General features: G+C 66.0%; 16 protein-coding genes. 5 read left to right on the forward strand and 11 right to left on the reverse strand.

Annotated elements, in window-relative coordinates:
- The first annotated feature begins 41 nt into the window (after nucleotides 1-41).
- A complete protein-coding gene (gene rimA, locus ACVRRC_RS18935) occupies nucleotides 42-854 on the forward strand; it encodes a S6 modification regulatory phosphodiesterase RimA (RefSeq protein WP_014595832.1) in 813 nt (270 codons plus the stop codon).
- 3 nt (nucleotides 855-857) lie between these two features.
- On the opposite strand, the gene ACVRRC_RS18940 is transcribed toward rimA, so the two are convergent.
- The 10 genes from ACVRRC_RS18940 to ACVRRC_RS18985 all read right to left on the reverse strand — a co-directional run bounded on the left by ACVRRC_RS18940 (nucleotide 858) and on the right by ACVRRC_RS18985 (nucleotide 15,951).
- Nucleotides 858-1,541 carry a type 1 glutamine amidotransferase domain-containing protein gene (locus ACVRRC_RS18940; RefSeq protein WP_125856313.1) on the reverse strand — a complete coding sequence of 228 codons (684 nt, stop codon included), beginning with the start codon at nucleotides 1,539-1,541 and terminating at the stop codon, nucleotides 858-860.
- Nucleotides 1,542-1,664: 123 nt separating this feature from the next.
- Complete coding sequence (locus tag ACVRRC_RS18945; RefSeq protein WP_472997371.1) at nucleotides 1,665-3,542, reverse strand: methyl-accepting chemotaxis protein; 1,878 nt, start codon at nucleotides 3,540-3,542, stop codon at nucleotides 1,665-1,667.
- Nucleotides 3,543-3,730: 188 nt separating this feature from the next.
- Nucleotides 3,731-5,191 (reverse strand): sodium-dependent transporter, encoded by a 1,461-nt coding sequence (locus ACVRRC_RS18950; protein ID WP_011912063.1) that lies wholly within the window; start codon nucleotides 5,189-5,191, stop codon nucleotides 3,731-3,733.
- A gap of 81 nt (nucleotides 5,192-5,272) precedes the next feature.
- Nucleotides 5,273-5,932, reverse strand: coding sequence for a maleylacetoacetate isomerase (gene maiA, locus ACVRRC_RS18955; protein WP_242100574.1), 660 nt, complete (start codon nucleotides 5,930-5,932; stop codon nucleotides 5,273-5,275).
- The gene (locus ACVRRC_RS18960) at nucleotides 5,922-6,905 is read right to left on the reverse strand and encodes a fumarylacetoacetate hydrolase family protein (protein ID WP_011912061.1); all 984 of its coding nucleotides are present in this window, start codon (nucleotides 6,903-6,905) and stop codon (nucleotides 5,922-5,924) included. The genes maiA and ACVRRC_RS18960 overlap by 11 nt, the downstream gene beginning before the upstream one ends.
- Nucleotides 6,905-8,044, reverse strand: a complete 1,140-nt coding sequence (locus ACVRRC_RS18965) for a homogentisate 1,2-dioxygenase (RefSeq protein ID WP_014595828.1) — start codon at nucleotides 8,042-8,044, stop codon at nucleotides 6,905-6,907. The genes ACVRRC_RS18960 and ACVRRC_RS18965 overlap by 1 nt, the downstream gene beginning before the upstream one ends.
- A gap of 189 nt (nucleotides 8,045-8,233) precedes the next feature.
- Nucleotides 8,234-9,319, reverse strand: a complete 1,086-nt coding sequence (gene hppD / locus ACVRRC_RS18970) for a 4-hydroxyphenylpyruvate dioxygenase (protein ID WP_014595827.1) — start codon at nucleotides 9,317-9,319, stop codon at nucleotides 8,234-8,236.
- A 407-nt stretch (nucleotides 9,320-9,726) separates the two neighbouring features.
- Nucleotides 9,727-11,136 carry a sodium-dependent transporter gene (locus ACVRRC_RS18975; protein ID WP_045633067.1) on the reverse strand — a complete coding sequence of 470 codons (1,410 nt, stop codon included), beginning with the start codon at nucleotides 11,134-11,136 and terminating at the stop codon, nucleotides 9,727-9,729.
- A gap of 128 nt (nucleotides 11,137-11,264) precedes the next feature.
- Nucleotides 11,265-12,359, reverse strand: a complete 1,095-nt coding sequence (locus ACVRRC_RS18980) for a Glu/Leu/Phe/Val dehydrogenase dimerization domain-containing protein (RefSeq protein WP_336315433.1) — start codon at nucleotides 12,357-12,359, stop codon at nucleotides 11,265-11,267.
- Between the two features lie 121 nt (nucleotides 12,360-12,480).
- A complete protein-coding gene (locus ACVRRC_RS18985; protein WP_472997372.1) occupies nucleotides 12,481-15,951 on the reverse strand; it encodes an indolepyruvate ferredoxin oxidoreductase family protein in 3,471 nt (1,156 codons plus the stop codon).
- Between the two features lie 241 nt (nucleotides 15,952-16,192).
- On the opposite strand from ACVRRC_RS18985, the gene ACVRRC_RS18990 reads away from it, so the two are divergent.
- The gene (locus ACVRRC_RS18990) at nucleotides 16,193-16,663 is read left to right on the forward strand and encodes an Lrp/AsnC family transcriptional regulator (RefSeq protein WP_014595823.1); all 471 of its coding nucleotides are present in this window, start codon (nucleotides 16,193-16,195) and stop codon (nucleotides 16,661-16,663) included.
- 31 nt (nucleotides 16,664-16,694) lie between these two features.
- Here ACVRRC_RS18990 and ACVRRC_RS18995 read toward each other — a convergent pair whose 3' ends face one another.
- On the reverse strand, nucleotides 16,695-17,111 hold the full coding sequence (locus ACVRRC_RS18995) for a DUF192 domain-containing protein (RefSeq protein ID WP_270066867.1): 417 nt from the start codon (nucleotides 17,109-17,111) through the stop codon (nucleotides 16,695-16,697).
- Nucleotides 17,112-17,222: 111 nt separating this feature from the next.
- Here ACVRRC_RS18995 and ACVRRC_RS19000 point away from each other — a divergent pair, with 111 nt between their 5' ends.
- The 3 genes from ACVRRC_RS19000 to ACVRRC_RS19010 all read left to right on the forward strand — a co-directional run bounded on the left by ACVRRC_RS19000 (nucleotide 17,223) and on the right by ACVRRC_RS19010 (nucleotide 21,151).
- A complete protein-coding gene (locus ACVRRC_RS19000) occupies nucleotides 17,223-18,563 on the forward strand; it encodes a short-chain fatty acid transporter (protein WP_045159158.1) in 1,341 nt (446 codons plus the stop codon).
- Between the two features lie 271 nt (nucleotides 18,564-18,834).
- The gene (locus tag ACVRRC_RS19005) at nucleotides 18,835-20,226 is read left to right on the forward strand and encodes a GntP family permease (protein ID WP_014595820.1); all 1,392 of its coding nucleotides are present in this window, start codon (nucleotides 18,835-18,837) and stop codon (nucleotides 20,224-20,226) included.
- A 154-nt stretch (nucleotides 20,227-20,380) separates the two neighbouring features.
- A complete protein-coding gene (locus ACVRRC_RS19010; protein WP_048328572.1) occupies nucleotides 20,381-21,151 on the forward strand; it encodes a 3-hydroxybutyrate dehydrogenase in 771 nt (256 codons plus the stop codon).
- Nucleotides 21,152-21,185 lie beyond the last annotated feature (34 nt).

Consider the following 21,185-nt stretch of genomic DNA (forward strand, 5'->3'; position numbering starts at 1 on the left):
CGGCCGTTAACCTGACCGTCAGCCCGCCACCGAGTGTCTTCATGAATCCAGGAAACACCGCTCACAACCCCGCGCCAGATGCCTACCCGTGCCATGGTGCCACCGAGCACGGCGCCTGCCCCAGCTGCGCCAGTGGCGAGCGACTGGGCTTCGGCTTCAGCTACGCCTTTCAGCCCATTGTCGACCTGCGCAGCCGGCAGATCTTCGCTCACGAAGCGCTGGTGCGTGGCACAGCAGGCGAGCCGGCGCCCACGGTGCTGGCCCAGGTGAACGAGGACAACCGCTTTCGCTTCGACCAGGCAGGCCGGGTCAAGGCCATCAAGACCGCTGCAAGATTGGGCATGCAGAGCAGACTGTCGATCAACTTCATGCCCAACGCCATCTACCGCCCCGAGCTGTGCATCCGCTCGACGCTGGAGGCGGCCCGTGCCCATGATTTCCCGGTGGAGCGGATCATTTTCGAGACCGTTGAAGGCGAGCGCATCAGCGACGGCAAATGGCTCACCGAGGTGTTCCGCGAGTACCAGCGCATCGGCTTTCTCACCGCCATCGACGACTTCGGTGCGGGCTTTGCCGGGCTCAACCTGCTGGCCGACTTCCAGCCGGACATCATCAAGCTGGACATGGACCTGATCCGCGGCATCGACCAGAGCCGCCCACGCCAGGCCATCGTCCGCGGCACCGTTGCGATGTGCGAGGAACTGGGCATCCAGGTCATCGGCGAAGGCGTCGAGACCGCCGACGAATGCAGCGCCCTGCATGATCTGGGTATCCATCTGATGCAGGGCTACCTGTTCAGCCGGCCGCTGTTCGAAAGTTGCGGCCAGGCGGAACGGCTCGCCTGGCCGCGCTGACGTCTAACCTGCGCGCAGCAGCTTGAGCAGCTCCTGCGCCGCCGCTTCCGATGAGGCCGGGTTCTGCCCGGTCACCAGCAGCCCGTCGACCTGCACATAGGGCGTCCAGTCCGCACCCTTGCTGTACTGGCCGCCGCGTTCGCGCAGCCGGTCCTCGAGCAGGAACGGCACCACCTCGGTGAGTTCCACCGCCGCTTCCTCGCCATTGGTAAAGCCGGTGACGCGCTTGCCCTTGACCAGATACTCGCCATCCTTGCCGCGCACCTCGGTCAACGCCGCCGGCGCATGGCAGACCGCCCCTACCGGCTTGTCGGCCTTGACGAAGGACTCGATCAGCGCGATGGAGGCCGGGTTGTTCACCAGGTCCCATAGCGGGCCATGGCCACCGGGGTAGAACACCGCGTCGAAATCCTCTGCTGAGACCTGATCCAGCCGGTAGGTGTTGGCCAGCAACGTCTGCGCCTCGCCGTCGCCGTTGAAGCGCTCGGTGGCCTCGGTCTGGGCGTCAGGCTGGTCGCTTTTCGGATCGAGGGGCGGCTCGCCGCCTTTGGGCGAAGCCAGTACCACCTCGGCGCCGGCATCCTTGAACGCGTAGTAGGGGGCGGCGAACTCCTCCAGCCAGAAGCCGGTCTGTTCGCCGGTGTCACCCAGCTGGTCGTGGGACGTGAGCACGATGAGAATTTTCATGGAAGCCTCCTGATGGATGCGCGGCGGGATAAGTTCAGACTGCCATTAGCGGCACATTGCTCCGCGGCCCGCCCGCCGCCATGAAAAAAGGGCGCCGAAGCGCCCTCACGACCACCGTTCCGGTTAGATGCGGAAGCTGTCCACCAGCTGCTTCAGCCGGCGCGCCTGCTGGTCCAGGTCGCCACAGGCGCGCAGTGTCGACTGCAGGTTCTCCACGCCTTGCTGGTTCAGCGTGTTGATCTCGGTGATATCCATGTTCAGCGACTCGATCACCGCGGTCTGCTCCTCAGTGGCGGTGGCCACCGACTGGTTCATGCCGTCGATCTCGCCGATGCGTTGGGTCACCTCGCCGAGGCGCTCGCCGGCGCGGTCGGCGATGGAGACGCTCGACTCGCTCTGGCGCTGGCTTTCAGTCATGGTCTGCACCGAAGCGCCGGCGCCGACCTGCAGCTGCTCGATCATCTGCTGGATTTCCTGCGCCGAACTCTGGGTACGATGCGCCAGGTTGCGCACCTCGTCGGCGACCACGGCGAAACCGCGACCTGCCTCGCCGGCCCGCGCGGCTTCGATGGCAGCGTTCAGGGCGAGCAGGTTGGTCTGCTCGGAAATGCCCTGGATCACCTCGAGGATCTGGCCGATGTCCACCGTCTTGGCGTTGAGCGCCTCGATCTGCGAACAGGAGGCGCTGATCTTCGCCGACAGCTCGCGCATCGCGCGGATATTCTGCTCCACCACCTGACGGCCGTCCTCGGCCTGATGCCGGGCGCCGCTGGCCTGCTGCGAGGCATCCGCCGCGTTGCGGGCGATCTCCTGGGCCGCCGCCCCTAGCTCGTTGATCGCCGCCGCCACGCTGTTGGTGCGGCTGGCCTGCTCGTCGGAATTGGCCATGGAAGAGTTGGATGCCGCCAGCACACGTGCCGCAACCTCGTTGACCTGCTGCGTTGCCGAGGACACCTCGCGGATCGAGGTGTGGATACGCTCGACGAAACGGTTGAAAGCCGAGGCCAGCTCGCCGAACTCGTCGTGGCTCTGCACCGTCAGGCGGCGGGTCAGATCGCCCTCTCCTTCGGCAATGTTGGCCATGGCGCGGCCCATGTCGGTCAGCGGCCGCATCAGCACACGCATCAGCATGCCGAGCAGCAGCAGGATCACGCCCACGGCGATCAGCGCGGCAACCACCGCCGAGGTGCGGAAGCTGTCCAGCGCGGCATAGGCCTTGGCCTTGTCCAGGGAGATGCCGACGTACCAGGTCACCGATGGCAGGCCCGCAACGCGGCTGAAGCTGAGGATGCGCGTCTGCCCGTCCAGTTCGACTTCGCTGTAGTTGGCATCCAGCGACGGCGCATGTCCGGGGAACAGCTCGCCGAGGGATTTCATCACCTTGCTGCCATCCGGATGCACCAGGATCTTGCCGTCGCCGCTGACCAGAAACGCATGGCCCATGCCGTTGAAGTCCAGGGCGTTGATGATGTCCACCAGCACCTTCAGGCTGAGGTCGCCACCCACCACACCGAGGGCCTGTGCCGGGGTGGCGGCGGTGATGATCAGTTCGTTGGTGGCGGCGTCCTGATAGGGCTCGGTCAGGGTGGTGCGGCCGGCGGCCACGGCATCCTTGTACCAGGGACGCTGGCGCGGGTCGTAGCCGGCCGGCAGTTCGAAGCGCGGGTGCACGATGAACTCGCCGTCGGCGCGGCCCAGGTAGCTGAAGGCGAAGGTCGAGCTCAGCGCCGGCTGCTTGACCAGCGCCTCGACCTGGTCGGTGGCGCTGTCTCGAGCAATGGTCTGTGCCACGCTTTCCAGCAGAACCAGACGGCCTGACAGCCAGTTCTGGATGTTGTGCGCGGTGACGTCACCCATCTCGTTCAGGTAGCTGTCGAGGTTGTCCCGAATGGCGTTGCGCTGCAGGTAGTCGTTGAACAGGGTGAACAACGAAAAGGTCGCGATCACGATCAGCGATGCGGCCAGGAGAATCTTGTGGCTGAACTTCAGGTGTTTGGGCATGGCAGCATGGTCCGCGACGGTTCGGGCAATCGAGCGTCCCTGTTCCGTGCGCCATATCCCTGGCTGTCACCCAAAAATGTCGGCCACGCCCAGCTGAACTTTACGTGCGGATGACGCAGATCAACGGAAGGACCGGCCCCGCCGACGAGCGGTCGGCGCGACGCCGGTGGAGGCGCCGCGCCAAGCCCTCAGCGCCCGGCCAGCGCCGGCATCACCCGCGGGCGCAACATTTCACCCAGCACCGCCAGCGCACCGATCGCTCCGGCGATCCAGTACCAGCGCTGCAGCGGGTCGAAGCCCAGCCAGCCAAGGGCATGGAGGAAGACCATGAGGATCAGCACCGGGCAGACGTAGCGCACCATGAACAGCCACAGCGCGTAGCCCAGCGGCGGCAGGTTCAGCTCGTCGCGCATGATTTCGCTGCGCAGCGCGTAGCCGGCCAGCAGCACGATGAAGATTCCGCCCAGCGGCATCATCCAGCGCGAGGTCAGATAATCCAGCCAGTCGAAGAAGTTCTTGCCCATCGGCGTCCAGCCCGACAGCAGGTTGAACGAGAGCATCGCCAGCATGCTGATCACCAGCAGCACCGCGCCCGAACCGATGGCCGCCTTCATCCGCGAGATGCCGTGCTTCTCGTTGAGGTAGGCGACGGTGGCCTCGATCATGGAGATCGCCGAAGTCAGCGCGGCGATCGAGACCATGGCGAAGAACAGCACGCCGAAGGCGGTACCGAACGGCATCTGCTGGAAGGCCAGCGGCAGGCTCATGAAAATCAGGCCAGGGCCGGCGGTCGGGTCCATGCCGTTAGCGAAGATGATCGGGAAGATCGCCAGGCCCGCCAGCAGCGCCACACATGTATCGGCGATGGCGACCATAAAGGTGGTGCGGGCGATGGACTGGTCATCCGGAATATACGAGCCGTAGGTGAGGATCGCGCCGGACGCCAGGCTGAGGGTGAAGAACGCGTGGCCGAGCGCGGCCAGCAGCGCCTCGCCGGTGATCTTCGAGGTATCGAAGCTGAACAGGAAAGCGAAGCCCTGATCGAATCCGCCGCTGGTCACCGCGTAGCCCACGAGGATCAGCAGCAGCACGGCCAGGCCCGGCATCATCCAGCGCACGGCGTTCTCGATACCCTTCTGCACGCCCTTGGCGACGATCCACAGGGTCAGCAGCGCAACCAGCAGGCTCCAGCCACCGAGTTCCCACGGGTTGGCATTGTGCGCCTCGAACACCCCACCAAGCGCCTCGACGCTGGTGGCGGCCAACGAGCCGTCGAGCATCTTCACCGTGTAGGCGAAGGCCCAGCCGGCGACCACGACGTAGAAGCAGAGGATCAGGAAGCCGGCCGTCATGGCCATGCCACCCACTGCCTTCCACAACAGATTGCCGTTGTTCTCGCGGACCACCCGGCCGATGGCGTCGATCGGGCTGCCACGGCCGCGGCGGCCAATGGCGATCTCGCACATCATCACCGGCACGCCGATGGCGAGGATGCACAGCAGGTACATCAATACGAAGGCACCACCGCCGAATTCGCCGGTGATGTAGGGGAATTTCCAGATGTTGCCCAGGCCCACGGCCGAGCCGGTTGCCGCGAGGATGAAGCCCCAGCGCGAGAGCCAGAGGTTCTTCGGTTTTTCACGAGTCATACGTCACCTGTTTGTTGTTATCTGTGACGGGATCGGGACCGTCGCGCAGGGCGCGGCGGCGTGCAAGGCGGATTCAGTCTTTCATTGAGCGTCGGGCTGCACCTCCGGCGCGGCCTGCAGGAAGGCCGGAAGCGTCTCGCAGCGTGCGACGATCTCGAGAATGCGTGGATACGCCGCGAGGTCACAGGCAAAACGGCGCGCATTGTATACCTGCGGAACCAGGCACGCCTCCAGGTAACCTGGCCGGTTGGTCAGTGAAAGCTTGTCACCAAAGGTTTCCAGCCCTTGCTCCACCGCCGCCAGTCCCTGCGCGACCCAGTGCCGGTACCAGGCGTTCTTCGCCTCGTCGTCGACGCCCAGTTCGGCACTCAGGTACTGCAGCACGCGCAGGTTGTTCAGCGGATGGATCTCGCAGGCGATGTGCATGGCCAGCGAGCGCACCTGGGCGCGCTCGACCGGATCGGCCGGCAACAGGGCCGGCACCGGAAACACCTCGTCGAGGTACTCCAGGATCGCCAGCGACTGGCTGATGCGCGCGCCACCGTTGGCTTCATCGACCAGCAACGGCACCAGCTGCTGCGGGTTGAGGGCGCGGTAATCGGCCGCACGCTGCTGGCCGCCATCCTTGACCAGATGCACCGGCACCTGCCGATAGGCCAGGCCCTTCAGATTCAGCGCGATGCGCACCCGGTAGGCGGCACTGGAGCGCCAGTAGCCGTAGAGCGTCAGCTCAGTGCTCATAGCGCTCGACCTGCTGATCGATGGCGCCGAAGATGCTCTGCCCGGCGGCATCGAACATCTCGATGCGCACCCGGTCGCCGAACTTGAGGAACGGCGTCTTCGCCTCGCCGTGCTCGATGACCTCGAGCATGCGCTTCTCGGCCAGGCAGGACGAGCCGGCACTGCGATCGTAGTTCGACACCGTGCCCGAGCCGATGATGGTCCCGGCGCCCAGCGGACGGGTGCGCGCGGCGTGGGCTACCAGGGTCGGGAAGTTGAAGGTCATGTCGGTGCCAGCATCCGGCTGGCCGAACAGCTCACCGTTGATATGCGAGACCAGAGGCCGATGCACCTTGCCGTCGCGCCAGGTTTCGCCCAGCTCGTCCGGCGTCACCGCCACCGGCGAGAAGCTCGACGACGGCTTGCTCTGGTAGAAGCCGAAGCCCTTGGCCAGCTCGCCGGGGATCAGGTTGCGCAGCGACACGTCGTTGACCAGCATCAGCAGCTGGATGTGCGCGGCCGCCTCGGCCGGCGTCGCACCCATGGGCACGTCGTCGGTGATCACCGCCAGCTCGCCTTCCAGATCGATGCCCCAGGCCTCGTCGGCCAGGCGGATCGGGCTGTGCGGCGGGATAAAGGCATCGGCACCGCCCTGATACATCAGCGGATCGTGCCAGAAGGACTCCGGCATCTCGGCGCCACGCGCCTTGCGCACCAGCTCGACGTGATTGACGTAGGCGCTGCCGTCCGCCCAGTGATAGGCGCGCGGCAGCGGGCTGTGGCAGGCGGTCTGGTCGAAGGCGAATGCGCCCTCCTCCAGCCCGTCGTTGAGGCGCTGGTAGACCGCTTCAAGCTTCGGCTTGCAGTAGTTCCAGTCATCCAGCGCGGCCTGCAGCGTGGCGGCGATCTGTGGCACTTTCACCGCCTGGGCGAGATCACGGGAAACGACGACGAGCACGCCGTCGCGGCCCTGGTTGAGGGTTGCGAGTTTCATCAGGATTCCTTGCCCGGCGCACGCCAGGAGTTGACGTATTCGGGGACATCGACGGCTGCGGCAGCCTCGCCGACTTCCAGCGCGCGTCGGGTGTCGATCATCACCGCCACCTCGTCGGCAAAGGTCGCCGGGTCGGTGCTGGCCTTCTTCAGCGCCTTCGGGTGCGGCCCGTGGGGGAAGCCGCAGGGGTGGAAGGTCACCATGCCCTGCTCGATGTTGTCGCGGCTGAAGAAGTTGCCGCGGTGGTAGAACAGCACTTCGTCGTAGTCGTCGTTGTTGTGGAAGAACGGCACCTTCAGCGCCCCCGGATCGGATTCCACCGGCCGCGGCGTGAAGGTGCAGACCACGAAACCGTTGGCGACGAAGGTGGTGTGCGCCGACGGCGGCAGGTGGTAGCGATGGCTCATCAGCGGGCGGATGTCACGCCAGTTGAGCCGTACCACGGTGTTGTCGCCGTGCCAGCCGACCACGTCCAGCGGGTTGTACGGGTAGGTCACGGTGGTGATCTGGTCGCGCCGCTTGATGCGGATCTGCCAGGGGTTCTCGTCCTGCTGCGCGCGGAAGGCGTCGTCCAGCCGCGGATGGTCGAGCACGGCGGCGTCGAAGATGGCATGCGGGCCGACCAGGCCTTTTTCCGGCAGCTGGTAGGCGCCGTCGGTGTTCTCGATCAGCAGCATGAACACCGGCTGCGTCGCCTCGATGCGCCAGGCGGTGCCGCGCGGGATCATCAGGTAGTCGCCGTCGCGAAACTCCAGGTGGCCGAAGTCGCAGTAGAAATGCCCGGCGCCCTCGTGGATGAACAGCAGTTCGTCACCGTCACCGTTGCGCACCAGGTGGCGCATGGCGCCGTTGGTCTTCCACAGGCGCAGCTTGACGTCGGCATTGTGCAGCGCCAGCGGCGCCTGCAGCGGGCAGTCGCCTTCGCTGGGGATGTGATTGAAGTTGAAGGCGTGCGGGCGCAGCGGGCCTTCCCAATCGATCCAGCCGGTCGGCGGATGCTTGTGATGCAGGTGCGAAGCCGGGCCGAAGAAGCCTTCGCGGCCCATTTCGCGCTCGTAGGTGCCCTGCGGAAAATCGCAGTGCGCCTGACGCGAACTCTTACCCTCGCGGATGGGGAAACTGATCCATTTGCGGCTCATGTGCCTCTCCTTCGTGATACCGCGTGATCTGAATGGCGCTGCGGTGGTTGCCGATGCGTAGGGTGGAAGACTGCGAAGCATCTTCCACGCGTCTGAACCGGGTCAGCCCCATGCGGGCCCGTTGCCCCCGCCGAACGCGTGGATGTGCTTTGCGACATCCACCCTACGCAACCCCACCTCGACGCCGGACTACTCGCCCGCCTTGATCACGCCACGACGCACCTGGTCTTCCTCGATGGATTCGAACAGCGCCTTGAAGTTGCCTTCGCCGAAGCCCTGGTTGCCCTTGCGCTGGATGATCTCGAAGAAGATCGGGCCGATCACCGTGTTGGTGAAAATCTGTAGCAGGATGCCGTCATCCCCCGGCGCGCCGTCGATCAGCAGGTTCAGCTCGCGCAGCTGGTCGAGCGGCTCGCCGTGGCCGGCAACGCGGGTATCGACCTTCTCGTAGTAGGTGTCCGGGGTGGTCATGAAGTCCACGCCGTTGGCGCGCAGGCGGCGCACGGTCTCGTAGATGTCGTCGGTGGACAGCGCGATGTGCTGGATGCCCTCGCCGTGGTACTCGCGGATGAATTCCTCGATCTGCGACTTGTCGTCGGCCGACTCGTTGATCGGGATGCGGATCTTGCCGCAGGGCGCGGTCATGGCACGGGAGAACAGGCCGGTCAGCTTGCCCTCGATGTCGAAGTAGCGAATCTCGCGAAAGTTGGCGATGCGCTCGTAGAAACCGGACCAGACGTCCATCTGCCCGCGACGCACGTTGTGGGTCAGGTGATCGATACACATCAGGCCGACGGCATTGTCGTTCGGCGTGCGCCCTTCGATGTACTCGAAGTCGACGTCGTAGATGCTCTTGTCGCCGTACCGGTCGACGAGATACAGCAGCGAGCCGCCGATGCCTTCGACGCAGGGGATGTTCAGCTCGCCGAAGTTGGCGTGGCTGCCGACCAGCTTGGCGCCCTGCGATTCGACGTAGGCAGCGGCCTGCGCGGCATTCTTCACCCGGAAGGCCATGGCGCAGGCGCTCGGGCCGTGCTTCTCGCCGAACTCGCGCACATGCCCGGTGGGGCTGCCGTTGAGCACGATATTGATGTCGTGCTGCTGGAACAGCCAGACCTCCTTGGAGCGGTGCTTGGCGGTTTCGGTAAAGCCCATCTGGGTGAACAGCGTGCGCAGCTGCTCGATGCCCTCTGCATTCGGCGCGGTGAATTCGACGAACTCGAAGCCGTCGGTGCCGATGGGGTTGTGCTGTTCGATCTTGTTCACGGCGTTCATATCGCCTCCTGATTATTGTTGTGAGGACTGCCGTTGCACGGCTTGGCTGGCCCCATCACACCCCAGGCCAAGGCGGCGAACAATGCTGTTTACGGGCACGGAAAGCGGCTGGCGCCATCCCCGCTGTCAGGTTTTCCTTACAGCGCGTTTTTCGCTGAAAAGCCTGGCTCGGCGGCTTGCCAGGCGTAACGAAAAGCTGACAGTCTGGTGCGACAAGCTGCCGCACATGTCATCTGGCGCAATGGCGTCGCGCATAAAAAAGGTGGGCTGAAGCCCACCCATCTGTGCCTGTGTAGGCTTCGATGGGATGGACCTGAGCCCACCAAAAGGGCTTCCTGAGAAGCCCGCAGCATGCTTGGATGGGCTTCAGCCCACCGGCGCGTTCTGCACGGACGACCAAGGTCGCGCTAGATCAGCCCGAGCAGGTTGAGGAATACCAGCACGATGGCCACCGGCGTGCCGTAGCGCAGCAGCTTCCACCAGGCCTGGAACAGCCCGGCGTTGCGAATGCCGATGGCCTCGCTGACCACGTGGCGCTGCAGCACCCAGCCGGTGAACAGCACCGTGCCCAGCCCGCCCAGCGGCATCAGCCAATTGGTGGTCAGGTAGTCCAGGCTGTCGAAGAAGGTCTTGCCGAACAGCTGGTAGTCCGCCCAGTGGTTGAACGAGAACACGCTGCCCAGGCTCAGCAGCCAGAGCACCAGGCCGCTGCCCAGCACGGCCTTGGTCCGGCTGATGCGGAAGCGCTCGGTGAGCCAGGCGATGCTCGGCTCGGAGAGCGAAATGGCCGAGGTCAGCGCGGCGATCACCAGCATCACGAAGAACAGCCCGCCCACGACCTGCCCCAGCGGCATCTGGCCGAAGGCGATCGGCAGGGTGACGAAGATCAGCCCCGGCCCGGCCCCCGGTTCCAGCGCGTTGCCGAACACCAGCGGGAAGATCGCCAGGCCGGCCAGCAGCGCCACCGCGGTATCGGCCAGCGCCACCAGAATCGACGTCTTGGCGATCGAGGTACCTTCCGGCAGATAGGAGCCGTAGACCATCATCGCGCCGCAGCCCAGACTCAGGGTGAAGAAGGCATGGCCGAGGGCGACCAGCACGCTCTGCGCGGTCAGCGCGGAAAAGTCCGGCACGAAGAGGAACTGCAGCGCCTGGGCGAACTCGCCTTCGATGGCGGCGTAGACCACCAGCACCAGCATCAGCACGAACAGCCCGGGCATCAGAAAGCGCAGCGATCGCTCCAGCCCGCCGCGTACGCCGAAGCCGACGATCAGCATGGTCGCCGCCAGCACCAGCGTGGCACACACCACCAGGCGCAGCGGGTCCGCCAGCAGCGCGCCGAACAGCGCACCACTGGCCTCCCCGCTGACCCCGGTGAAGCCGCCGCTGAACGTCGCAGGCACATAGGCCAGCGCCCAGCCGGCCACCACCAGATAGAAACTCAGGATGAGAAAGCCGGTCAGCCCTCCGAGCCAGCCCACCACCCGCCAGCGCGAACTGGCCCCGGCCTCGCGCGCCAACCGCGCCACGGCGCCATCAGGGTTCGCCCGACCACGGCGGCCGATCATCACCTCGGCCATCAGCAGCGGAATGCCGATCAACAGGATGCAGGCGAGATAGACCAGCACGAAGGCGCCGCCGCCGTTCTGCCCGGTCACGTAGGGGAATTTCCAGATATTGCCCAGGCCCACCGCGGAGCCGGTGGCGGCGAGGAAGAACACCCAGCGGGAGGACCACAGGCCTCGGCTGGCGTTGTCCTGGATGCGTGCGCGCGCGCCGGCGAAGGTGCCGGCCGCGAGGCTGGTTTTATCGGTCATTGCGGATTCCTGCTTGTTGTTTTTGTCAGGGATGGTGCGAACGAACGGAGCGGGCACGGCGCTGGCGATCAGAGCCCGCCGCCCCGCTCAGCGAAGGCCGGCGCGCTCGGGCGACCGGCCATGTGCCGTCATGAAGCCTGCCGCTGCAGCGTCGCGACCTGCGGCGCGCCGCCGGCCTGCAAGCGCTCGAGCGCCAGGCGGTCAGCGATCACCGAGGTGCACTCGCCACTGGCGGCGGCCCGCTCGAAAATCTCGCGCAGCGTGCCGGCGATGGCGTTCACATGGGCATCGATCTGTGCGGCGCTGCCGCCGTTGCGCTGGTAGTAGACGTCGATGATGCCGCCGGCGTTGATTGCGTAGTCCGGCGCGTAGAGCTGGTTGCGCCGCTGCAGTTCGACGCCGATCTCGGCGCTGGCCAGCTGGTTGTTGGCAGCCCCAGCGATCACCGGGGCACGCAGCACTTCCAGGGTCTGCTCGTTGAGGATGCCGCCCATGGCGCAGGGCGCGAAGACGTCTACGTCGAGACCGTAGACGTCCTGCGGGCGCACCACGTTGGCTCCCAGCTCGTCCATTGCCTGCTTGACGTTGGCATCGAAGATGTCCGCCACCCACAGTTCGGCGCCGGCCGCTTTCAGGTGCCGCGCCAGCCCCAGGCCGACATGGCCGACGCCCTGGATCGCCACCTTCAGCCCGGTCAGCTCGTCGCGACCGAGGCGCTGGCGCACCGCTTCCTTGAGGCCGACGAAGACGCCGTAGGCGGTAGACGGCGAAGGGTCGCCGCTGGCGACGCTGCCGTCGAGTAGGGTGCGCGGCGTGGCGCCGACCACATGGCGGGTGCGCTGGGCAAAGGCCTGCATTTCGGCATCGCCGGTGCCGGAGTCGGCGGCGGTGATGTAGCGCCCGCCGAGGCTGTCGACGAAGTCGCCCATGGCGTGCAGCAGCGCCTGGCTCTTGCCGGTATGCGGGTCGCCGATGATCACCGCCTTGCCGCCGCCGAGCTTGAGCCCGGCCAGCGAGGATTTCAGCGTCATCCCGCGCGACAGCCGCAGCACATCGCGCAGGGCCTCGTCGTCACTGGCATAGGGGAACATCCGGCAGCCACCCAGCGCCGGCCCGAGGCGCGTGTCGTGGATGGCGATGATGGCTTTCAGACCCGACGCCTGGTCATGGCAGAAGACCACCTGCTCGTGGCGGTCGAAGTCAGGATGAGCGAAGACGGACATTGGGTTACCTCGTTCTTGTTTGTCTGGTGGCCTGTCACGGACAGGGCCTCGTTAGCGGGTATCGCCTGCGGCGGTGTGCTCACGCGGGGCGACCGATTTCACCCCGCTAGCGCACTGCGAGCTACGCCGCCGGCTGGAACAGCCGTACGCTCTGCACCTCGTCGCCTTTGGCCAGCTGCTCGCGGAGCAACTTTTCCTGCTGGCGGGCTTTGGCGATGGAACGCTCCTTCACCGGGCCGTAGCCGCGGATCTGCTCCGGCAGCGCGGCGATGGCCACGGCGGTGCGGTAGTTGGTCGGCTTGAGCTGGACCAGCAGCTCGTCCACGGTCTTCTCGTACTCGCTGATCAACTGGCGTTCGACGCGGCGGTCGTGGCCATAGCCGAACGGGTCCAGAGGCGTGCCACGCAGGAAGCGGAACTTGGCCAGCACGCCGAACGCATTGAGCATCCACGGCCCCAGTTCGCGCTTGCGCGGCTCGCCGGTAACCGCGTCACGCTTGGCCAGCCAGGCCGGGGCGAGGTGGAACTGCAGCTTGTAGTCGCCCTCGAACTGCGCCTCGAGCTGCTGGCGGAATTCCGGCTCGCTGTAGAGCCGCGCCACCTCGTACTCGTCCTTGTAGGCCAGGAGCTTGAAGTAGTAGCGGGCAACGGCCTTGGACAGCGCCAGATCGTCCGCCGTATCGGCATCGCGCACGCGCTCGACCAGCTGGCGATAGCGGCGCGCCAGCCCGGCGTTCTGGTAGCGGGTAAGGAAGTCCACGCGCCACTCGACGATCTCTTCCAGGGTTTTACAGAGTGGTTCGGCGGCCTCGACTGGGCGCGCCAGCCCCTCCACGGCTTCGCGTTCTAGCACCGCACGACGGCCCCAGCGGAAGGCCTGCAGATTCAGCTTGGCGGCAACGCCATTGAGTTCGATGGCCTTCTCGATAGCCTCGGCGCTGATCGGCAGCAGCCCCTGCTGATAGGCAAAGCCGAGCAGGAACAGGTTGGTGGCGATGCTGTCGCCCAAGAGCCGCGTGGCCAGGCGGGTGGCATCGACGAAGTGGGTCTTGTCGGCGCCGACCGCGTCGCTGATCGCCTGGCGCATGGCCGCGCCGGGCACCTGGGCGTCCGGGTTGCGAGTGAACTCGGCGGTGGCGGACTCGTGGCTGTTCACCACGGCATTGCTGATCTGCTCGTTGAGGCGGGTCAGCGATTCATCGCCCGCCGCGACGATCAGGTCGCAGCCCAGCAGCAGGTCGGCTTCACCGGCGGCGATACGCACCGCGTAGATGTCGCTCTGCTTAGCGGCGATGCGCACGTGAGTGGTCACCGGGCCGAATTTCTGCGCCAGACCGGCCTGGTCGAGCACGGTGCAGCCCTTGCCTTCCAGGTGCGCGGCCATGCCGAGCAGCGCGCCGAGGGTGGTCACGCCGCTGCCGCCGACGCCGGGGATCAGCACATTCCATGGCCGCTCCAGCGACGGATGCTGCGGCTCGGGCAAGGCGGCCGCCTCGATACCGCCAGCCACGGCTTCGGGCTTGCGCAGCCCGCCGCCATGCACGGTGACGAAACTCGGGCAGAAGCCCTCGACGCAGGAGTAGTCCTTGTTGCAGGCGTTCTGGTCGATCTCGCGCTTGCGGCCCAGCTCGGTTTCCTTCGGCAGCACCGACAGGCAGTTGGACTTCTCGCCGCAGTCGCCGCAACCCTCGCACACGGCGGGATTGATGAACACGCGCTTGGCCGGGTCTTCCAGCTTGCCGCGCTTGCGCCGACGACGCTTCTCGGTGGCACAGGTCTGGTCGTAGATGATCACCGAAACGCCCTTGAATTCACGCAGCTCACGCTGCACCGCATCCAGTTCGCGGCGATGGTGGAAGCTGGTGATCGGCGCGAAGGTATCGCGGGTCGGGTACTTGTCCGGCTCGTCGCTGACCAGGGCAATGCGCTTGACGCCCTCGTGGAAGATCTGCCGGCTGAGCTGGTCGACGCGCAGCTCGCCGTCGATGGGCTGGCCGCCGGTCATGGCCACGGCATCGTTGTAGAGAATCTTGAAGGTGATGTTGACGCCGGCTGCCACTGCCGCACGCACCGCGAGGCTGCCGGAGTGGAAGTAGGTGCCGTCGCCGAGGTTCTGGAACATGTGCGGGGTGTCGGTGAACGGCGCCTGGCCGATCCAGTTGACGCCCTCGCCGCCCATCTGGGTAAAGGTCTCGGTGCGCCGGTCCATCCACTGCACCATGTAGTGACAGCCGATACCGGCCGAGGCGCGGCTGCCCTCGGGCACCTTGGTGGAGGTGTTGTGCGGGCAGCCGGAGCAGTAGTGCGGCGTGCGCACGGTGCTGTAGCTGCGCGCGGCCAGGGCCTTCTCCTTGGCGGCCAGGAAGGCCAGGCGTGCCTGGATGCTGTCGCTGGTGTAGATCGGCGCGAGGCGCTTGGCGATCACCCGGGCGATCATCGCCGGGGTCAGCTCGGAGAGGTTCGGCAGCAGCGAGTTGCCCTGCTCGTCGAACTCGCCGACCACCCGCGGACGCTTGCTGACGGGCCAGTTGTAGAGCTGTCCGGTGAGCTGGTCCTCGATGATGCTGCGCTTCTCCTCGACCACCAGAATCTCGTCCAGCCCCTGGGCGAACTCGTGCACCGAGACCGGTTCCAGCGGCCAGCTCATGCCGACCTTGAGCACGCGCAGGCCGACCGAGGCGCACAGCGCTTCGTCCAGGCCCAGGTCGTCCAGCGCCTGACGCACGTCGAGATAGGACTTGCCGGTGGTGATGATGCCAAGCCGCGGATTCGGCGAATCGAGCATCACCCGGTTCAGGTTGTTGGCCCGGGCGAAGGCGCGTGCGGCGTAGATCTTGTACAGGTTGAGGCGCTTTTCCTGAGCCAGGGGCGGGTCCGGCCAGCGGATGTGCACGCCGTCTTCGGGCAGCTCGAAATCTTCCGGGATACGCGTCTGCACGCGCAGCGGATCGACTTCCACCACGGCGGAGGAGTCGACGTTCTCGGCAATGGTCTTCAGCGCCACCCAGCAGCCGGAGTAGCGCGACAGCTCCCAGCCGATGATGCCGTAGTCGAGGATTTCCTGAACGTTCGCCGGATTCAGCACCGGAATCGAGGCGGCGATGAAGGCATGCTCGCTCTGGTGCGGCAGCGTCGAGGATTTGCAGCCGTGGTCGTCACCCGCCAGCAGCAGCACACCGCCCTTGGGCGACACACCCGCCGCATTCGCATGCTTGAACACGTCGCCGGCACGGTCGACGCCCGGCCCCTTGCCGTACCACATGGCGAACACGCCGTCGTACCTGGCGCCGGGGAACAGGTTGGTCTGCTGGCTGCCCCACACCGCGGTGGCGGCCAGCTCTTCGTTGACGCCCGGCTGGAAGTGGATGGCGTGTTGCTTGAGGTAGTCGCGGGCTTCCCAGAGGCTCTTGTCCAGCCCGCCCAGTGGCGAGCCGCGATAGCCGGAGATGAAGCCACCGGTGTTCAAACCACGGGCCTGATCACGCTGATGCTGCAGCATCGGCAAGCGGGTCAGCGCCTGGGTGCCGGTGAGGTACAGATGACCGGTAGCAAGCCGGTACTTGTCGTCCAGACGGATCTCGGCCAGAGACATGGGGCGCTCCTAATTTGTTGTTATCGGAGTCAGGGTGGCGTTGTTCGCTACCCGCCTGACGCAGTCATGGAGAAACCGCACGGTTGTCTCTCCACGCCGGCAATCGGCAGGGGATCACCCCACCGTCGCGTGTCGATTAACAGTCTGGCCATGACGCGGAGAGATTTTCTTTCTACTTTTGCGGTAGAACAGCGGTTCTGTGCATGACCCATTCGCAAACAACAACAAAACAGGAACGACCATGCAGTCCACACCTCTGAGCAGCATCGATCGCAAGATCCTCCTGCTGCTGCAGCACAACGCCGATCTGTCCGCTGCGGAAATCGCCGAGAAGGTCGAGCTGTCGCAATCGCCCTGCTGGCGACGCATCCATCGCATGCAGGAGGAAGGGCTGATCGAGCGCAAGGTCGCCCTGCTCAACCCGAAGAAACTCGGGCTGAACATGACGGTGTTCGTCAACATCAAGCTCTCGGCCCACGGGCGCAGCAACCTCGACGAGTTCGAGCGGGCGGTGGTGGGTTATCCCGAGGTGCTGGAGTGCCACACCATGGCCGGTGAGTCGGATTACCTGCTCAAGGTGGTGGCACGGGATATCGACAGTTATGAACGCTTCCTGCGTGACCAGCTCCTGCAGCGCCCCCACGTGCAGGAGGCGCACTCGCATATCGCCATGAGCGAAGTGAAGCGGACCACGGAGTTACCGCTGGATTGAGGCGGGACGCGGGTCGCTGGGCAGGGTTGGCCTACTCCACCGGAATCCCTGCCAGCCGCGCGCCCAGTTCGACTCCACGCTCGTCGAACCAGCCCTGGTTCATCTCCAGGGCATAACGCGCGGGCCGCTTCGAACAGCGTATCTCCGTATTGAACGGCTCCAGGTCGATCACATCGACCAGAAGCCCAGCCTCATCGAAGAACGCCGCCGACAAGGGCAGCGGCGTGTCCTTCATCCACAGGCAGTGGCGGCGCACTTCATCAAAGCGGAACAGCATGCCGCTGTCGACGGCCAGCTCGCGGCGCCCCATCAGCCCGCGCTCGCGCTGGGCGACGGTCTGCGCGTATTCGGCGTGCAGCTCATGCCCCTGGATGCGCAGCCGCAGCGGCTCTTGTGCCTGAGCGGAAGCCACAAACAGCAGCAGCGACAGTGAAAGCGCAACACGCATCGACCAACCTCCTCAGGCGCAGCGCAGCGGGAACAGCCGGCCGCCGCCGCACTCATAAGCGAAGCGCCGCACCTGCGCGGCGACATAACGACAACAAGGGAGAACCCCATCGTGCTCAACAGAATAACCGCCGCCAGCGTCTACCTGGTGCAACGCTTCCTTCCCTCGCCCTTCGTCTTCGCCATCCTGCTCACGCTGATCGTGCTGATCGCCGCCATGCTCAGCACCGGTCAGGGCCTGCCGGCCATGGCGCAGCACTGGGGCAATGGCTTCTGGAACCTGCTGGCCTTCACCATGCAGATGTCGCTGATCCTGGTCACCGGCCATGCCCTGGCACGGGCCCCGGCAATCAATCGCCTGCTCGACCGCATGGCCCGCATCCCGCAGTCCCCGGGCCAGGCCATCGTGCTGGTGACTCTGGTGGCGCTGGCGGGTTCCTGGATCAACTGGGGCTTCGGCCTGGTGATCGGCGCCGTGTTCGCCCGCGCGCTGGCGCGCCAGGTGCGCGGCGTCGACTACCCGCTGCTGGTGGCCTCGGCCTACTCCGGCTTCCTGATCTGGCACGGCGGCTTTTCCGGCTCGATTCCGCTGTCGCTGGCCAGCGGCGGGGCCGATCTGGAGAAGATGACCGGCGGCGCGCTGACCGAAGCCATCGGCGTCGGCCAGACGCTGTTCGCTTCCTACAACCTGATCATCATCGCCGTGCTGGTGGTGGGCCTGCCGCTGCTGAACTGGGCCATGCAGCCGAAGACGCCGAAAGTGGTCGATCCGGCGCTGCTGGAAGAGCCCCAGCCGAGCGATATCCCGCGGGAAACTGCCACCCAGCGCCTGGACGACAGCCGCATTCTCGGCCTGATCATGGTCGCGCTGGCGGTGCTGTTCTTCTACCGGCACTTCAGCGAGAACGGTCTGGCGCTGAGCCTGAACATCGTGATCTCGATCTTCCTCTTCGCCGGCCTGCTGATGCACGGCACGCCGGAGCGCTACATGCGCGCCATCGAGGAAAGCATCCGCGGCATCGCCGGCATCGTCGTGCAGTTCCCTTTCTACGCCGGGATCATGGGGATGATGGTCGGCGCCAACGCCGCTGGCCTGTCCCTCGGCCGGCAGGTCACCGACACCTTCATCGCCTGGTCGTCGGCCGAGAGCTTCCCGGTGCTGGCCTTTCTCAGCGCCGGGCTGGTCAACGTCTTCGTGCCCTCCGGCGGCGGCCAGTGGGCGGTGCAGGGGCCGATCATGCTGCCGGCCGGCGCGGCGCTGGGCGTGGCGCCGGAAGTCACGGCCATGGCGATCGCCTGGGGCGATGCCTGGACCAACATGATCCAGCCGTTCTGGGCCCTGCCGCTGCTGGGCATCGCCGGGCTCGGTGCCCGAGACATCATGGGCTATTGCCTGCTCTGCCTGGTGTTCTCCGGTGTGGTGATCGCCGGCGGGCTCTATTTCCTGACCTGAGGCCGGAGCATTCCGGACGGCAACGCTGTCCGGAATGCTGGACCGTGCTGTCCTGCAGGCAAGACATAAGCCCCGTCCAGCGATCTGGACACTCAAGATAAACACCATGCAAATCAGCGAGTTGCGTATCTGGCACGGAACTCGCTAAATCACCGTGCGGCCTGTCCGCAGCCGAAACAAGAAAAACAGTGCGCCTGCCGTGCAGCAGCGAGTCCCCGAATGCCCTCGGCAGCGTTCGGTCGTGCCGCACGGGGCCAGGAGATCGTCCCCGATGAGCGTCGTCATCGCCCTTGCTGCATTGGCCCTGCTGATGCTCGCCGCCTACCGCGGCTACAGTGTCATTCTGTTCGCCCCCATCGCCGCCATGGGGGCGGTGCTGCTCACCGACCCGTCCGCCGTGGCGCCGGCCTTCACCGGTATCTTCATGGAGAAGATGGTCGGCTTCATCAAGCTGTACTTCCCGGTGTTCCTGCTCGGTGCGGTGTTCGGCAAGCTGATCGAGATGTCGGGTTTTTCGCGCTCCATCGTCGCCGCGGCGATCCGCCTGCTCGGCACCAGCCAGGCAATGCTGGTGATCGTGCTGGTCTGCGCGCTGCTGACCTATGGCGGCGTGTCGCTGTTCGTCGTGGTGTTCGCGGTGTACCCGTTCGCTGCCGAGATGTTCCGCCAGAGCAACATGCCCAAGCGCCTGATCCCGGCGACCATCGCCCTCGGCGCGTTCACCTTCACCATGACGGCCATTCCCGGCACGCCGCAGATCCAGAACATCATCCCCACCACCTTCTTCAATACCAACACCTGGGCCGCACCCTGGCTCGGCCTGATCGGCACGGTCTTCGTGTTCGGCCTGGGCATGCTCTATCTCAAGTGGCAGCTCGGCAAGGCCATTGCCGCCGGCGAAGGCTATGGCACCAACCTGCGCAACGAGCCGGAGACGCCCGCCGACATCGCCCTGCCCAACCCCTGGCTGGCGCTGTCGCCGCTGCTGCTGGTGCTGGTCGCCAATCTCCTGTTCACCCGCTGGATTCCCGAGTTCTACGGCACCAGCCACACGCTGCAGCTGCCCGGCATGAGCGCACCGCTGGTCACCGAGGTCGGCAAGCTCACCGCGATCTGGGCGGTGGAGGCCGCGCTGCTGCTGGGCATCGCCCTGGTACTGGCGACCAGCTTCGGCACCCTGCGCGGCAAGCTCGCCGAGGGCAGCCGCACGGCGGTCGGTGGTTCGCTGCTGGCGGCGATGAACACCGCGTCGGAATTCGGCTTCGGCGCGGTGATCGCCTCGCTGCCGGGCTTCATCGTGGTGGCCGATGCGCTGTCGGCGATTCCCAATCCGCTGATCAACGAAGCCATCACCGTTAACCTGCTGGCCGGCATCACCGGCTCGGCCTCCGGCGGCATGAGCATTGCCCTGGCCGCGATGGCCGACAATTTCGTCGCCGCGGCCAACGCCGCACAGATACCGCTGGAAGTGCTGCACCGGGTTGCCTCGATGGCCTCCGGCGGGCTCGACACCCTGCCGCACAACGGCGCGGTGATCACGTTGCTGGCAGTCACCGGACTGACCCACCGCGAATCCTACAAGGACATCTTCGCCATCACCCTGATCGCCACCGCCGCGGCCTTCTTCGTGATCGGCGTGTACTACGCTACCGGCATCGTCTGATGGGGCGCGCCCGGCTCGCCGGGCGTTGTGCGCCGCTGTTGCGGGCCGGGCGCTTCCGGCCGGCGGCACGACGAGCGCCGCGCGATCAGCTGTGCCTTCCGACAACAACAAGCAAAGGGCGCCGCGCACGACGGCCGCCACACGGGAGAATCGCATGAACCTCACAGGCAAGACCGCCCTGGTCACCGGCTCCACCAGCGGGATCGGCCTCGGCATCGCGCTGAAGCTGGCCGAAGCCGGCGCCGACCTGATCCTCAACGGTTTCGGCGATGCCTCGACAGCGCTGGCCGAAGTCGGCCGGCACGGCCACAAGGTCGGCCACCACGGCGCGGACGTGTCGGACCCGGCACAGATCGCCGAGCTGTTCGCCTATGCCGAGCGCGACTTCGGCGGCATCGACATTCTGGTCAACAACGCCGGCATTCAGCATGTCGCGCCGGTGGAGCAGTTCCCGGTGGAGCGCTGGGACGCCATCATCGCCATCAACCTGTCCTCGGCGTTCCACACCACACGCCTGGCCCTGCCCGGCATGCGCGAGCGCAACTGGGGACGGATCATCAACGTCGCCTCGGCCCACGGGCTGGTCGGTTCGGCGCAGAAGTCCGCCTACGTCGCCGCCAAGCACGGCCTGGTCGGGCTGACCAAGGTGGTGGCGCTGGAAACCGCCACCACGCCGATCACCTGCAACGCCATCTGCCCCGGCTGGGTGCTGACCCCACTGGTGCAACAGCAGATCGACGAGCGCGCCCGTCAGGACGGCGATGAACAACGCGCCCGCCACGATCTGCTGGCCGAGAAGCAACCCTCGCTGGATTTCGTCACCCCGGCGCAGCTGGGCGCCCTGGCGCTGTTTCTCTGCAGCGAGGCCGGCGACCAGGTGCGCGGCGCGGCATGGAACATGGATGGCGGCTGGGTGGCGCAATGATCGGGTTTACTGACCTGCGGCAACGCGACCGGGC

The sequence above is a fragment of the Stutzerimonas sp. LR2 genome, assembly GCF_055755175.1.

Excerpts from the sequence above, each read along its gene's own strand:
- ACVRRC_RS18980 (WP_336315433.1), bottom strand. The coding sequence starts at position 12,359 with ATGTCCGTCTTCGCTCATCCTGACTTCGACCGCCACGAGCAGGTGGTC.
- ACVRRC_RS18985 (WP_472997372.1), bottom strand. The coding sequence starts at position 15,951 with ATGTCTCTGGCCGAGATCCGTCTGGACGACAAGTACCGGCTTGCTACC.
- rimA (WP_014595832.1), top strand. The coding sequence starts at position 42 with ATGAATCCAGGAAACACCGCTCACAACCCCGCGCCAGATGCCTACCCG.
- hppD (WP_014595827.1), bottom strand. The coding sequence starts at position 9,319 with ATGAACGCCGTGAACAAGATCGAACAGCACAACCCCATCGGCACCGAC.
- ACVRRC_RS19010 (WP_048328572.1), top strand. The coding sequence starts at position 20,381 with ATGAACCTCACAGGCAAGACCGCCCTGGTCACCGGCTCCACCAGCGGG.
- ACVRRC_RS18995 (WP_270066867.1), bottom strand. The coding sequence starts at position 17,111 with ATGCGTGTTGCGCTTTCACTGTCGCTGCTGCTGTTTGTGGCTTCCGCT.
- ACVRRC_RS18940 (WP_125856313.1), bottom strand. The coding sequence starts at position 1,541 with ATGAAAATTCTCATCGTGCTCACGTCCCACGACCAGCTGGGTGACACC.
- maiA (WP_242100574.1), bottom strand. The coding sequence starts at position 5,932 with ATGAGCACTGAGCTGACGCTCTACGGCTACTGGCGCTCCAGTGCCGCC.
- ACVRRC_RS18960 (WP_011912061.1), bottom strand. The coding sequence starts at position 6,905 with ATGAAACTCGCAACCCTCAACCAGGGCCGCGACGGCGTGCTCGTCGTC.
- ACVRRC_RS18975 (WP_045633067.1), bottom strand. The coding sequence starts at position 11,136 with ATGACCGATAAAACCAGCCTCGCGGCCGGCACCTTCGCCGGCGCGCGC.
- ACVRRC_RS18990 (WP_014595823.1), top strand. The coding sequence starts at position 16,193 with ATGCAGTCCACACCTCTGAGCAGCATCGATCGCAAGATCCTCCTGCTG.
- ACVRRC_RS19005 (WP_014595820.1), top strand. The coding sequence starts at position 18,835 with ATGAGCGTCGTCATCGCCCTTGCTGCATTGGCCCTGCTGATGCTCGCC.
- ACVRRC_RS18965 (WP_014595828.1), bottom strand. The coding sequence starts at position 8,044 with ATGAGCCGCAAATGGATCAGTTTCCCCATCCGCGAGGGTAAGAGTTCG.
- ACVRRC_RS18945 (WP_472997371.1), bottom strand. The coding sequence starts at position 3,542 with ATGCCCAAACACCTGAAGTTCAGCCACAAGATTCTCCTGGCCGCATCG.
- ACVRRC_RS18950 (WP_011912063.1), bottom strand. The coding sequence starts at position 5,191 with ATGACTCGTGAAAAACCGAAGAACCTCTGGCTCTCGCGCTGGGGCTTC.